This window comes from Mesorhizobium amorphae CCNWGS0123 (assembly GCF_001686985.1).
In the GTDB taxonomy this organism is placed as follows: Bacteria; Pseudomonadota; Alphaproteobacteria; order Rhizobiales; family Rhizobiaceae; genus Mesorhizobium; species Mesorhizobium amorphae.
The window spans coordinates 1,370,049-1,383,588 of record NZ_CP015318.1; the positions used below are offsets into that span (position 1 = coordinate 1,370,049).

Genomic DNA, 13,540 nt, shown 5'->3' on the forward strand with positions numbered 1-13,540 from the left:
TTCGCTGCGCCGTGGCCAAATCGTCCTCAGCGCCGAATCGTCCTCAGCGAACGTCGGCGGTCTGTCTCTCGGCCTGTTCGCCTGACAGCATCCTGGACAACCGGCTGCCGGATTTCTGCTTCAACCGCTGATATTGGCCGACCTCGACGATGCGGCCATTCTCGATTGCCACGACCCAGTCGGCGAAGGCGATCATCGACGGCCGGTGCGCAATGGTCAGGATGGTCATCCGGCCGCGCAGCCCATCGATCGACTTGGCGATCAGCGACTGGTTCTGCCAGTCGAGCGCGCTGGTCGCCTCATCGAGGATGAGAAGCGACGGCTTGCGCAACAGCGCGCGCGCCAGCGCAATGCGTTGGCGTTCGCCGCCCGAGAGCCGGACGCCGCGATCGCCGACCACCGTACCCAACCGATGCTCGAGCCGTTCGACGAAGTCGGCGGCGTGCGCCGCCCGCAGGGCCGACCACAGGTCGTCGTCGCCGGCCTGCGGCGCGGCAAGGCGCAAATTCGCGGCGATCGTATCGTGCAGCAGGAACACGTCCTGCGGCACATAAGCCACTTGGTCGCGCCAGCGTCGGCGGTTTTGCGCTCCGATCTCGACGCCGTCGGCGAGGATCTTGCCCTGCGTCGGTTCGAGCAGGCCAAGCAGCATGTCGGCAATCGTGCTCTTGCCCGATCCCGAAGGACCGATGAGGGCCGTGACCTTGCCGGCGGGAAGGCCGAAGGTGATGCCGCTCACCACCGGCTTGCCGCCCCCTTCGCCATCCCTGAGCGCTGGGGAAACGTCACCATAGGCGAACGAAACATCACGTATGTTGAGCCCGGTATCGAGCGCCAGCCTGGCGCCTTCAAAGGATTCACCGTTTGCCGGTTCGCGCTCCGCATCGAAGCGCGTCTGCAGATCGCGCATCGAGGCATAGGCAGGCAGATTGATCAGAACCTGCTGCGCCTGGGTCTGCATGTCCATGAAGCGCGGCGCGATGCGCATGAAAACCAGCAGCAGCACGACGATCTCGGCCAGCGAAAGCTGGAAGCGAACCAGCGCGACATAGATGAACAGGCTGAGCCCGACGACGCTCGCCACCTGGAACAAGGCGGTGCCGATCGTTGAGTTGCGCACATAGCTGATGTTGTCGGCCTTCATCTTTTCGAGGGTCGTCTGCAACTGCGCGAAATAGCTCGCCTCGACATTCAGGCTCTTGGCCACCTTGATGCCGCCCAGGAACTCCGAGACCGTGCGGTATTGATCCTGGCGATTGGTCGTCACCACCCGGCCGAACGCCGTGGCGCGGGTGCGAAAAGGCTGCAGCGCGACGAACATCAGCACGCCGATCACGATGGCGAAGCCTGTCATCACCGGCGAGATGAACAGCGATATGACGAGATAGCCCGCCAGCAGCACGCCGATCTGCGCCAGCATCAGCAGCGAGAAAGCCGCTGCCTGCACGCGGTCTATGTCGCCGGTCAGCGCGTGGTCGAGATCGGAACTGCGCATGCGTGAGAAAATGCCCCAGCGCGCCTTGCCGATGCTCTCGAACAGATTCATGCGCAGACGGTTGATGAAATCGAACAGAAGCCTGGCCATGTAGACGGACTTGAAGCGGTTGAAGGCCGCTTGCAGCGCGACAAGCCCGACCAGCGCGCAAAGCACCGTCGTCAGCTGCAGCGTCCCGTCAGGCACCAGCCAGCGCACGAGGTCGTTGTCCGGCAGTCTGACCGCGAAATTCTGCTCGGAACGCCCCACCAGCTGCAGCAAGGGGATGAGAAGCAGGATCGAGATGCCTTCGGTCAGGCTTCCCAGGATCAGGAAGAGCAAGGCCGTCCAGGTCCGCCGCCCGCCGATCCTGGCGATGACGCCGGCAAATCCGGCGATTTCCCGAAACAGCGACAAACGAAGGACGGATGATGCCGGCATGGATCTGCTCACCGCGCACGATCGTCGGACGCCAGGTCCTTCTCGATGAGGGCCACGGCCTCGCCGATCCGGCCAAGGCCCGTCGGCACTTCGAGGCGGCACACGCCGATACGGCCCGCCAACCCGGCGCAATGGCGAAGGTGCCGGGTGGCGAAATCGCCGACCAGGGCCGGCCGGCCGAAGCGCGTCACGTAGGAGAATCTGATGACGGCCGACAGCGCTGCTATCTCGGGCAGCGGCGATATCGCCGCCTTTTCACCGCGCTCGAGAATGTAGAGCCTCGTCACCGGAACCTTGTCCGGCGAAAATCCGCCATGCAGGCGATGCTGTGCCTTGTCGATCGCCGGATGCACCTGTGGGCGCACCTCCGCTTGCCGGATCGGGATGGCGGCCGCGGCGTCGGCCGCCAGCTTCAGCTGCGGAAAGCCCGGAACGATCATTGGCTCGTCCCGGCTGGACAGGTCGAGCGCCACGACGTCGTCGGTCAGCAATCCGTGTCCGGCGCTGATCATCGCGCCAGCCGTCGTCGATTTGCCGGCGCCCTTGTCGCCCATGAAGATCGCGCTCCTGCCGCCGACGGCAATCGCGCTGGCATGCAGGATGAGCAGGCCGCGCTGGTGCAAAAGCAGCGCCATGACCGGCCCGAGCAGCGGAAAGGCGATCAGTTGGTCATCTATCCCGGGCGCCGGATCAACAATGATCCGGCAGGCGTCGCTGATCAGGAAGGCGCCGACCGCCTGCCATGCCAGATATTGTTGCCTTGGCTCGAAACGGAAAGCGGTTCCGGCCTCGAGCGAGGGTTTTGGATAGTCGATCGGACCGACGGCGATCACGATGTCGGCCGCGGCGGGCGCCGTCGGCTCGAGCTCGGGCAAGGCCAGTTCCGAGCTGATCGTCAGGCCATAGGCCTTGTAGAAGCGGCGCTCTCTGGCAGGATTGCCTTCGACACGCAACCGGGCATGCCCGGGGTCGGCCGCGAGCGACGTGTTCGATCTCGTCATGCTTTGCTCCCACGCATTTGAACTTGCCGTAACCAGAGAGAAAGCGCGATCGAGCGCCAGACACATTGGACATCGGGCAGGCTCGCCTCATCCGGCTGCCGCAGGATCCGCGCATAGGCCGCGCTCACCTCGGGCAGGTTGACATAGGGCGCGATGCGGTCCGCATCCGATACCAGAACCTTGTCGACAAGATCGCGGTGGTTGCCGAGCATGCCGTGCACGAGGTTGGACTTGAAATCGATCTTGTCGCGCCGCCATTGGACCGACGGCGGCAGGATCCCTTCCATGGCCCGGCGCAGCACATGGCGGCCAAAGCCGTTGTGCAATTTCTCTTCGCCCGGCAGCGCCAGGCAGAACTCGACCAGCGGCTTGTCCCAGAACGGGTAGCGCGGCTCCACGCCGAAATTGGCGGCAGCCTTGTCGAGAACCTCGAAGGCGTGCGGCACGACCCCGTTCGACAGGATCCAGCGATGACTAAGCGCTTCACTGGCGCTCACCGTGGACGGCATGTGTCCGGCCCGGTGGAAGCGGTCGACGAGGTCGGTCCGCCTGGCAAGCTCCGGATTGACCAGATGGCGCCAGCTCGGGCCGCGCGGTGCGGCCGGCCTGCTGCGAACCCTGCCCAGGATGCGGCGTGCCGCGTGCCTGAGTTTTGCGATGCGCCAGGCCGGCCCGTAGAGGGTCAGGAACTGGTAGTACAGGCCCAGCATGCTGTCGCCATAGGTGTTCGAGGCACTGCGGATCTCCCGCCACAGCTCGATCCATTTGCCGGCATTGGCAAGCTCGTGCAGATGGCCATGACCTTGGGAGACGACCTCGTCGCCGCCATGGCCGTCCAGCAGCACCTTCATGCCGTTCGCGCCAGCCTCCCTGTAGATGCCTCGCGTCAGCGACAGGCCGGGCGCCAGGAACGTCCCCTCCTGTTCTTCGAGGATGCGTTCGAACTCGGCGAACGGCGCGTAACTGCCGACGGCAATCAGCGTGCCGTCGACCTTCTGCTGGCCGATCACCGCGTCGATGAAAGGTCGCTCGTCCATCGAGGAGCCTCGTTCGAAGATCAGCGAAAAGGTCGGCAATCTGGGCTTTCGCGCCATGGCGTTCTGCAGGCCCGCCACGCAGGCGATCGCGGAAGAATCGAGGCCTCCGCTGAGCATCGCGCCGACCGCAGGCGTCCCTCGCATGCGATTGCGGACCGATTGCGAGAACAGGTGACGAAACTCCTCCGCCGCATCGGACCGCATCGGTCTCGGCGACGGCTCGATCTGCCAATAGCGGCGCAGCACCACTTTACTGTCGCTCACCGTCAGGCTGTGGCGGGCCGGCAGACGGAAGATGTCGGTATAGGGCGTCGACTGCGGATCGTCGGGCAGCCCGGCCAGGAACCCTGAAATCTGATGCTCGCTGAGGCGCGCGCCGGCGCCGCCGACGCCGAGTATCGGGCCAATCTCCGAGGCGAAGATAAAACGCTGGTCATCCGCATGATAGTAGAAGGGCTTCACCCCGAAATGGTCGCGCGCGCAAAACAGCGCCTGGCGCTCGCTGTCCCAGATGGCGAAAGCGAAGTCGCCTTGCAGATAGGTCGGGCAGGCCTCGCCCCAGCGCAGATAGGCGCGCATCAGCAGCGAGCCGTCGGCAAGCGAAGAATCTCTGATGCCGAGCCTGGCCAGCAATTCCTCGCGATTGTCCAGCCGGCAGTCCGCGGTGACGGCAAGCTTGCCGCCGGCCATGGTCAGCGGGCCAGGGCCGGCTTCATCTGTTGTGTTCAGCCAGGCATGGCCAAGGGTTGCGCCAAGGGGTGCAGTCGTGTCCATCCACCACGAACTGCCGTCGCGGGCGCGATGCTGCATCCGCGCCAGCATTTGCTGGATGTCGGCCGCGGCGGTAGGCCTGCCTTGCTGCCTGGGCAGAATTCCGGCGATGCCGCTCATTGGCTACTGGCCGTGATCGACAAGATGGGCGAATCCGTTGATGGAACCGCCAAGGACAATATGGTTGCCGCTAATCAGCCAGGCATGCGCCTTCAATTGCGTGCCCGTATCCCGCTCGATGCCAATGCGGATTTTCGAGCCGTTGCCCTGGCGGGCGAGAATATATTGGCCGGAGATCGCCTGGGTGAGGCAGCTCGCATAGGGAACGAGACGAGCCGCGGCGGCAACGCCCCAGGCGACGCGCCTCAGGTCGCCGATGCCGGCCTCGTGAGGCGCATCGAGCTGCGTCACCCTGCGGCGAAGGCGGTTGTACGAAAACAGCGTCAATCCCAGCCGCACCGCCGCGACCACCAGCAGGCAGTGCGCCAGAAACAGCATCTCCGAGCCACTCAAGGAGAGAACGCTAGACAAGTTCCTCATGGTGGAGCCTCGCAAGCCCTGCCTCGGCCAGGCCTTTCAACAACCCGTCGACGTCGGCCTTGCAACGCTCGGGATCGACGTCGTAGCGCGTGAGCACCGCGCTGCGGATATCCGCGATCGGCCGCGGCTCCTGGATCAGATCCCAGATATAGGCGCCGACGCTGTTCAGGCTGTAATAGATGTTGGATTTCAAATTGAGCAGCGCCAGGCCGTTGCCGAATTCGCAGGCCACGGCATCATTGGTCGCACTCACGCAGTCGCGGTCCGATGGGTTCCAGTTCATTCCAAAACCTCGTTTACAATACGCTACGCTTCGTCATGTTCGGGACCGGTTGGAAAGCCGGAGACTAGCGCCCCCGGCCTCCTTTATCGTTTACGCCCGGAGCCCCAACGTCGCACTCCGGGACGAAATCAAGCTCAGGAGAACGTGAGTTCGCCGATCGGCGTATGCGCGGGGAACGACGCGTCGAGCGCCGTCGAGCCGCCGCCGCCTTGCGTGATGGTCTCGATCGAACCGTGGACCGTCAGGCTAGGCGTTTCGTATTCATGCTTTTCAACATTCTGTTCCATCTTACTCTCCAATATGGACTGGAAACGGCCTGTCGAGTGCCGTCAGCACTTACAATGCTGCAATGCAATAGCTGCATGGCGTCATTATGTGAGTCAAGCCTGATTTACCAACTGTTAATCAATTGTCGGTTGCGCTTGGCTCTGCCTGTGATCAAACCTTCGGCAAACGCATCCTAGCCACGCCTGATAGCGGAATTCAACGACGCTCCAGTGACGCCGAATTAAGCATCTGATTTGATTATGATAAATTTTTTGACTCAAATGCCCGCTTTATAAGCACGAAGAAATTTGTCCGCAAATCGCCCGATTTGGCGTTCATAGCGGCCTTGGTTCGGGCTCGAGATTGGAGTTCCGCTCGATCACGCTCGCATGTTGCAATTAAACGTGGGGTTGCATCAAAATGGGACGCCCAAGGAAAAACTGGACGGCGGAAGCGATTTTGGCGATGCTTTGCTTCGCAGTTGCAATATAAGGCGCCGACCGGAATTTTTGCGGAGACATTGTCAGGAATGGCCGTGCAGGAAGGTTCTTACGAAAGGCTGCGCGCCGCCGACTGCGCCGATGAAGTTGCCTACGTGCAGGCCTGCCTGAGACTGTTCTTCGCTTCCGGACCGGCTGCTGCCGCGGGCGAGGCGCCAGGCCCGGCCATCTCGCTCGCCAGCATCGCCGACATTGTCAGGCTGAACAAGGTTGCGACCTTCGTGCTCAAGGCCTTGTCGCGCGCGCCGGCAACACAAGCGCCGCCCGAACTGCTTGCCTGGCTCGACACCTATCGCAGGCGGACGGTTTCGATGAACTCGTCCTGCATGATGGACTCGATGGCCATTCACCAGGTGCTGCGCGACAGGCAGATCGACTTTGTTTTCCTGAAGGGGCCGTTCCAGCAGCAGCTGCTCTATGGCGACCATTTCATGAAGCCTTCGGGAGATGTCGACCTGCTGGTCTCGCCGGGCGGCTTCTTCAAAGCCCGCGAGGCGCTGCGCTCCATCGGCTATGAGGTTGCTGGCAAGTCCCGATCGGTCTGGTGGCTGCGTTTCCTTGGCGAGCAGCACATGCTCCGCGGCGGCGGATTGAAACAGTCCACGGTCGATCTTCACTACCGCCTGCAGCAGCCGGGATCACCGAGCCCGCGCGATACGGATGGGTTCCTGCGCCGCAAACGCGAGGTCGAGATCGCCGGCACCAGGGTACCGTTCACCTCGGCCTCCGACACGCTGCTCTTGTCCTGCATCAGCGTCGCCAAGGCCTTCTTCAATCGCGAGCCCTGCGCCGGCTATGTCTGCGACATCAGGGCCAGCACTAGCCTGCTGAGCGACGCCGAACAGCAGAGCGTGCTCGCCTACGCGGCCGGGCAGGGGCTGGCGGATACGCTGCTGCTCGGCCTCAGGGCCGCCGACGTGCTTCTTGGCGGCTCGGACACGCTCCTGTCGGAGCGCGCCACCCGCATTCTGTCGCGCATAGAAAATGCCGACCTGCTCCACATGGTGATCGCGCCCTGGCTGTCGTCCTTGCGCTGGCCGCAACGGCGCACCGTGTTGTGGGAATTGTGCGGCCGCGAACCGGTCCGCTATCTGGCCGAGGCCGGCTGGGCGGCATCCGCCGATCTCAGCCGGCGCATTTTCGAAAGGCCGACAGTTAGCGAGGCTGGCAGCCGGTGAACATCGTTTCGGGCGTCAAGGGGCAGAAAATTCGGAGTCACTCGTGCAGTGCAATCGAAAGGTGAATTGATGTCCAACACGCAATCCCGGGTCTGCGTGATCATCGCAGCCCGCAACGCAGCCCGCACCATTCCGGCCGCCATCGCCTCGGCGCTGCGCGAGCCCGAAGCGGCCGAAGTCGTCGTCGTCGACGATGCTTCCACCGATGACACTGCGCAAGTGGCGCGCGCCGCCGACGATGGCAGCGGAAGGCTCTCGGTCATGCGCCTCGACATCAACAAGGGGCCCTCTTTCGCCCGCAACGCGGCGATTGCCGGCTCCACGTCGCCGTTCATCAGCATTCTCGACGCCGACGATTTCTTCCTCGAAGGCCGGTTTCGCAGGCTGTTCGCCAGCGCCGACTGGGACTTCGCCGCCGACAACATCATGCTGATCAGGGACGATGCGGCGACCGATGTCTCGAAGGTGGTCGCTCCGCCATTCTCGGCCGACCCGGAGTTCCTCGATCTCGAAAGGTTCGTCGAAGGCAACATTTCCAGGCGCCGCGTGCAGCGCGGCGAGCTTGGCTTCCTCAAGCCGGTCATCAGTCGGGCCTTTCTCGAGCGCCACGGCCTGCGCTACGACGAAAGCCTACGCCTTGGCGAAGATTACGAGCTCTATGCGCGCGCCGTCGCCCGTGGCGCGCGCTTCAAGGTCATACGCTCCTGCGGCTACGGCGCGATCGTTCGTGCCGATTCGCTGAGCGGCCGCCATCGGACGCTGGATCTGAAGCGTCTGGCCGACGCCGACCTCGCGCTGCTCAAGATCGACAGCCTGCCGGAAACCTCCAAAGCGGTGCTGCGCAAGCACGAACGCCATGTGCGCGACAAATACCGGCTGCGTAACTTCCTCGACGTAAAGGCCGAGCGCGGTCTGGCATCGGCCGCCGCCTACGCCCTGGCCAGCCAGTCGAACCTCATTCCCATCGTTCGCGGCGTCGCCGCCGACAAGCTGGAGGCGCTGTTTCGCCATGCCGGCCTTACCTCGAAACGGCAGAAGGTGCCGCCGATGCGCTTCCTCATGGCGGCCAACGCCGCAACCGCCGAAAACTAGGTTTCGGGCGCTGCGGCAGCGGCCGGAAACTCGAAAAAAACGCCTTTGCCAAACTCCGAGGTTGCCTAGTCGCCCTGGGAATGGCAGTGTATGTTGCGGTGCAGCAATTGTGGAAGGCCAACCGGATGGCTTCGATATTCGGCTTCAGATCCAGGGATCCAGCCCGGGACCGGCAGACCGATCTCCAGCGTTTCGATCGTCTCGCGAGGTTGCTGGATCAGATCGCGACGGAGATCGAGGCGGAGAAGACCGGGCTTGAGAATCGCTATCGGTCAAAGGCGACGAACGCTGCCTTCCTGGTCGAGGCGATGGAGAACGGCTCGGCATCGACGAGCAAGGTGTCCGAAGTCAGCGAACTGACGACATCGATCCTGAATTGCGAGCGGCGCATCGCAGCGCTTGCCCGCCAGAACAGCCTGATGAAGGAACTGCGTCATTCACTCGACGCGATCGTCGAAGAGAATGGTGAGTCTCGTCAAGCCGCCAGTCTGGCGGCACGAGGCAGGTAACGAGGAAGATACAAGGGCGGAGGATCAGCAGCGGCTCGTCATGCGGCGGGCCAATTGGTGACTTTGGGTTGGGCGGACAGCACAAAGGTAAGTTGGTATGAACGCAGATCCCAAGACTATCTCCATCGTCGTGGCCGATGCCACGCCGTCGATGCGGTCGAATCGGCAAGGCAGCTTGTGGCAGCTGTGCATGGCGGGAGCGCTTCTCCTGGCCGCTGCCGCAACGGTGCACCCGGCCCACGCGCAGGACTTGCCGAGCGCACCCTCGTTCGTCGATGATTTCACCAAGTTCGATCAGTCGCGCTGGTACATATCCGACGGCTGGTCGAACGGCCCCCACCAGAACTGTACCTGGTCGAAGAGCCTGGTCAGCCTGTCCGACGGCGCACTGACGTTGGGCTTCGAGAAGCGCCAGACCAAGGATCGCGCTTTCGCCTGCGGCGAGATCCAGACCAAGAAGCGCTACGGCTACGGAACCTACGAGGCGCGCATGAAAACGGACACCGGGTCCGGTCTGAATGCCGCGTTCTTCTCCTACATCGGTCCCCAGGACAAGCAGCCATGGGACGAGATCGACTTCGAGGTTCTGACCAAGGACACCTCCAAGGTGCAGGTCAACACTTACATTTCCGGCAAGCCGAAGAACGAAAAGCTCGCCGATGTCGAAGGCGGCACCGACAAGGGTTTCAACGACTACGGCTTCGTCTGGGAGAAGGAGCGGCTGCGCTTCTACGTCAACGGCAAGCTCGTCCAGGAAGTGACGAACCCGGCGGAGTTGCCGACCCACTCGCAAAAGATATTCTTCAGCCTCTGGGGCAGCGAGAAGCTGACCAGCTGGATGGGCCCCTTCTCGGATCCGGGCCGCAAGGTCACGATGCAGGTGGAGCGCGTCGCATTCACTGCGCTTGGCCAGCCCTGCCAGTTCCCGGAATCGCTGGCATGCAGCATAAGCAACAGCAACTAGGCATGATCCCGAACCGAATGCAGCAGAAACTGGGAACCGGCTTCGGATCGTGCTCCAATAGGAAACAGGCCCTGGACGGCCTGCCATCTGAACCGGCCGCACCGAAGACGGCCCTGAACAGGAAGCACACCGAATGAACTTGACGGTCTTTGGAATAGGCTATGTTGGTCTCGTGCAGGCCGCCGTGCTCGCGGAAGTCGGGCATCAGGTGGTGTGCGTCGACATCGACGAGAAGAAGGTCGAACGGCTCAACCAGGGCCTTATCCCGATCTTCGAACCTGGGCTCGAAAGCCTCGTCAAGGAGAACCACGCCGCCGGCCGCATCAAATTCACCACCGATGCCAAGGCCGCCGTCAAGCATGGCGAGATCCAGATGATCGCCGTCGGCACGCCGCCCGGCGAGGACGGATCGGCCGACCTCAAATACGTGCTGGCCGTCGCCGAGGCGATCGGCCGCGAGATGGAGGCGCCCAAGATCGTCGTCGGCAAGTCGACGGTGCCGGTCGGCACCTGCGAAAAGATCAAGGCCAGGATCGCCGAAACGCTGAAGAAAAGGGGCCGCGAGGACCTGACCTTCGACGTCGCCTCCAACCCGGAATTCCTCAAGGAGGGTTCCGCGGTGGCCGACTGCATGAAGCCGGACCGCATCATCGTCGGCACCTCGAGCGAGGGTACCGAGGCGGTGATGCGCGAGCTCTACGCTCCGTTCAACCGCAACCACGAGAAGATGATCGTGATGGACGTGCGCAGCGCCGAGTTCACCAAATACGCGGCCAATTGCATGCTGGCCACCAAGATCAGCTTCATGAACGAGATGGCCAATCTGGCCGAGCAGCTTGGCGCGGATATCGAGGAGGTGCGCAAGGGCATCGGCAGCGATCCGCGCATCGGCTACCACTTCATCTATCCGGGTCTCGGCTATGGCGGCTCGTGCTTCCCCAAGGATGTGCGCGCCCTGATCAAGACCGCCGAGGGCGTCAAGTTCGACGCCAAGCTGCTGCGTGCCGTCGAGGAGCGCAACAACGAGCAGAAGTCCGTCCTGTTCGACAAGGTGAACCGCTACTTCAAGGGCAACCTCAAGGGCAAGACCTTCGCCTTGTGGGGCCTGGCCTTCAAGCCGAACACCGACGACATGCGCGAGGCGCCGGCCCGCAACTTGATGGAAGCGCTGTGGAAGGCGGGCGCGAAGGTGCAGGCCTACGATCCCGAGGCGATGCAGGAATGCCAAGCCATCTACGGGCTGCGCGACGATCTGCTGCTCTGCGGCACCAAGGAGGCGGCTCTGCGCGGCGCCGAGGCGCTGATGATCGCCACCGAGTGGAAGAGCTTCCGCGCGCCGTCCTTCGACGCGCTGAAGGATGCGCTGACCACGCCGGTCATCTTCGACGGCCGCAACCTCTACGACCCGAAGGTCATCGCCCGCCACGGCATCGAGTATCACTCGATCGGCAGGGTGGCTGCGTGAAGGCCCGCTCCGAAGGCGGCCTCGACGAACGACAACGAGGCCGCCGGTGAACGCGCTGCTTTCGGGAAAGGATAGGATCTGATGGTGCTGGATATCAGGCCCGAGCAAATCGCCAACGAGCATTTCGATATCATCGCCATCGGCTCCGGTTTTGGTTCGGCCTTCTTCCTGCACGCCTTCGCTAACCGCCGCAAAGCGCGTGTCCTGGTCTTGGAATGGGGCCGGCACAACACGCATGAGTGGCAGCTCGGCCAGAACGCCAACACCGACATCGACGACGAATCGACCTACAAGACCAACTCGGAAAAGCCGTGGAACTACACCATCGGACTGGGCGGCGGCACGAATTGCTGGTTCGCGCAGACGCCGCGCTTCCATCCGAACGACTTCCGGCTGAAGAGCACCTATGGCGTCGGCAATGATTGGCCGATCAGCTATGACGAGCTCGAGCCGTTCTATTGCGACGCCGAGGAGGTCATGTCGATCTCGGGCGATCCCGACATGGCTCAGATGCTGCCGCGCTCGAAACCGTTTCCGCAGCCGCCGCATCGAATGTCGACGCCCGACCGCATGATGAAGGCGGCGCAGCCCGACCAGCACTTCGTCATGCCGACCGCGCGTGCGCGTGTGGCGACCGCACAGCGAAGCTCGTGCTGTGCCAATCTGCGCTGCTGGCTGTGCCCGGCCGATGCCAAGTTCACCGTCAACAATGGCCTGATGCACGTCTTCGAGCATCCGGATGTTTCAGTCTGCCTCAGTTCGGAAGTGCGGCGGCTCGACCATGTCGGCGGCTCCGTCCGCTCGGTGGTGTTCACCCATGGCGGCAAGGAATATTCAGCCAGTGGCGACCTTTTCGTGCTCGGCGCCAATGCGATCCAGAGCCCGGCGATCATGCTACGGTCCGGGCTCGGTGGCGAATTCGTCGGCCTCGGCCTGCACGAATCCTATGGCTGGAACTTCGAGGTCTATCTTGACGGCGTCGACAATTTCGACGGCAGCACCATCACCACCGGCCTGAATTTCGGGCTCTATGACGGTCCCCACCGCGCCGAGCACGCGGCGGCGCTGGTCTATTTCGAGAACCGCTGGCAGCATGGCATGCGGGCCGAGAAGGGCCGGCTGCGGCAGACGCTGCCGCTGGTCATCGTCACCGAAAACCTGCTCGATCCGGAAAACCGCGTCATCCTCGACAAGGATGAGAACGCCTTCGTCAGTTTCAAGGGAGCGTCGGACTATGCCGTCAACGGCATGGCCAAGGCGCTGGAAAGGCTGCCGGAGCTGCTTAAGCCGCTGCCGGTCGAAAAGCTGTTCGATCGCGGCATCCGGCCGACCGAATCGCATGTGCAGGGCACGTTGCGGATGGGCACTGGCCCTGCGGATTCGGTCGTCGACCGCGACATGATCCACCACCAGCTGAGGAACCTCGTCGTTGTCGGCACGAGCACCTATCCCAGTTGCTCCTGCGTCAATCCAAGCCTGACGGCGGCGGCTCTGTCGCTAAGGGCGGCGAGCCGGATCGCATGAAGGGAGCTCTGCAATGATGAAGATCACGCGACGCTCTGCTCTCGCCCTGGTCGCCGGCGGGCTTGCTTCCACCGGCATTGCCTACGCCGCCGTGTCCTCGTTCTCGGACGAGGACCTGGTGCGCGTCACGCTGGAAAGATATCTCGGTCCGCTGAACATGCGCATCGAGCACCTGCAGCAGTTCGTGCTGGAATTCCGCAACCGGAATCCCTGGATATTTCCGAACGAAAAGCTGAGCGATGCGGTCACTCTGGTCGAGGAGCTCAAACTGGGCGCCGTACGCCGGCTGCTGCCGCATGAAAAGCGGGAAGATTTGGTGCATTTCGACCGCTGGGTCATCGCCGAATTCCATGTGCTGACCGACTACGCATGGCGCAGCTCGCCGAACGACCCGATCCGGTTTACCGGCTGGCAGTCCTGTACCAATCCGTTCGCAAATCTGGAGCCGCCGAGAGTCGCTTGAGGCGAAGGCAAGACGCTGGTCCTGGCCAGCG

The 13,540-nt window shown here is 63.0% G+C and carries 13 protein-coding genes; 7 read left to right on the top strand and 6 right to left on the bottom strand.

From position 1 onward, the window contains the following. Nucleotides 1-43 precede the first annotated feature (43 nt). From A6B35_RS06540 to A6B35_RS34290, 6 genes are all read right to left on the bottom strand, one after another. Nucleotides 44-1,915 (bottom strand): ABC transporter ATP-binding protein, encoded by a 1,872-nt coding sequence (locus tag A6B35_RS06540; RefSeq protein WP_006205262.1) that lies wholly within the window; start codon nt 1,913-1,915, stop codon nt 44-46. Between the two features lie 8 nt (nt 1,916-1,923). After that, complete coding sequence (locus tag A6B35_RS06545) at nt 1,924-2,916, bottom strand: phosphoenolpyruvate carboxykinase (ATP) (RefSeq protein WP_006205261.1); 993 nt, start codon at nt 2,914-2,916, stop codon at nt 1,924-1,926. Further along, a complete protein-coding gene (locus A6B35_RS06550) occupies nt 2,913-4,844 on the bottom strand; it encodes a lasso peptide isopeptide bond-forming cyclase (RefSeq protein WP_006205260.1) in 1,932 nt (643 codons plus the stop codon). Before A6B35_RS06550 ends, A6B35_RS06545 begins: the two co-directional genes overlap by 4 nt. 3 nt (nt 4,845-4,847) lie before the next feature. Next, complete coding sequence (locus A6B35_RS06555; protein WP_063825595.1) at nt 4,848-5,264, bottom strand: lasso peptide biosynthesis B2 protein; 417 nt, start codon at nt 5,262-5,264, stop codon at nt 4,848-4,850. Further along, entirely contained in the window at nt 5,248-5,547 is a 300-nt protein-coding gene (locus A6B35_RS06560; RefSeq protein ID WP_006205258.1) for a PqqD family protein, read from the bottom strand. The genes A6B35_RS06555 and A6B35_RS06560 overlap by 17 nt, the downstream gene beginning before the upstream one ends. Before the next feature lie 134 nt (nt 5,548-5,681). Further along, a complete protein-coding gene (locus A6B35_RS34290) occupies nt 5,682-5,834 on the bottom strand; it encodes a lasso peptide (protein WP_006205257.1) in 153 nt (50 codons plus the stop codon). Nucleotides 5,835-6,343: 509 nt separating this feature from the next. Here A6B35_RS34290 and A6B35_RS06565 point away from each other — a divergent pair. The 7 genes from A6B35_RS06565 (at nt 6,344) to A6B35_RS06595 (ending at nt 13,509) form a co-directional block, all read left to right on the top strand. After that, a complete protein-coding gene (locus tag A6B35_RS06565; protein ID WP_006205256.1) occupies nt 6,344-7,492 on the top strand; it encodes a nucleotidyltransferase family protein in 1,149 nt (382 codons plus the stop codon). A 69-nt stretch (nt 7,493-7,561) separates the two neighbouring features. Further along, nucleotides 7,562-8,584, top strand: coding sequence for a glycosyltransferase family 2 protein (locus tag A6B35_RS06570; protein WP_006205255.1), 1,023 nt, complete (start codon nt 7,562-7,564; stop codon nt 8,582-8,584). A gap of 125 nt (nt 8,585-8,709) precedes the next feature. Then, the gene (locus tag A6B35_RS06575) at nt 8,710-9,093 is read left to right on the top strand and encodes a hypothetical protein (RefSeq protein WP_006205254.1); all 384 of its coding nucleotides are present in this window, start codon (nt 8,710-8,712) and stop codon (nt 9,091-9,093) included. A 97-nt stretch (nt 9,094-9,190) separates the two neighbouring features. After that, on the top strand, nt 9,191-10,057 hold the full coding sequence (exoK, locus tag A6B35_RS06580) for an endo-1,3-1,4-beta-glycanase ExoK (RefSeq protein ID WP_006205253.1): 867 nt from the start codon (nt 9,191-9,193) through the stop codon (nt 10,055-10,057). A gap of 133 nt (nt 10,058-10,190) precedes the next feature. Continuing rightward, entirely contained in the window at nt 10,191-11,522 is a 1,332-nt protein-coding gene (locus tag A6B35_RS06585) for a UDP-glucose dehydrogenase family protein (protein ID WP_006205252.1), read from the top strand. An 81-nt stretch (nt 11,523-11,603) separates the two neighbouring features. After that, nucleotides 11,604-13,046 carry a GMC oxidoreductase gene (locus A6B35_RS06590; protein ID WP_006205251.1) on the top strand — a complete coding sequence of 481 codons (1,443 nt, stop codon included), beginning with the start codon at nt 11,604-11,606 and terminating at the stop codon, nt 13,044-13,046. Nucleotides 13,047-13,059: 13 nt separating this feature from the next. Further along, on the top strand, nt 13,060-13,509 hold the full coding sequence (locus A6B35_RS06595) for a hypothetical protein (RefSeq protein WP_006205250.1): 450 nt from the start codon (nt 13,060-13,062) through the stop codon (nt 13,507-13,509). The last annotated feature ends 31 nt before the right edge of the window (nt 13,510-13,540 follow it).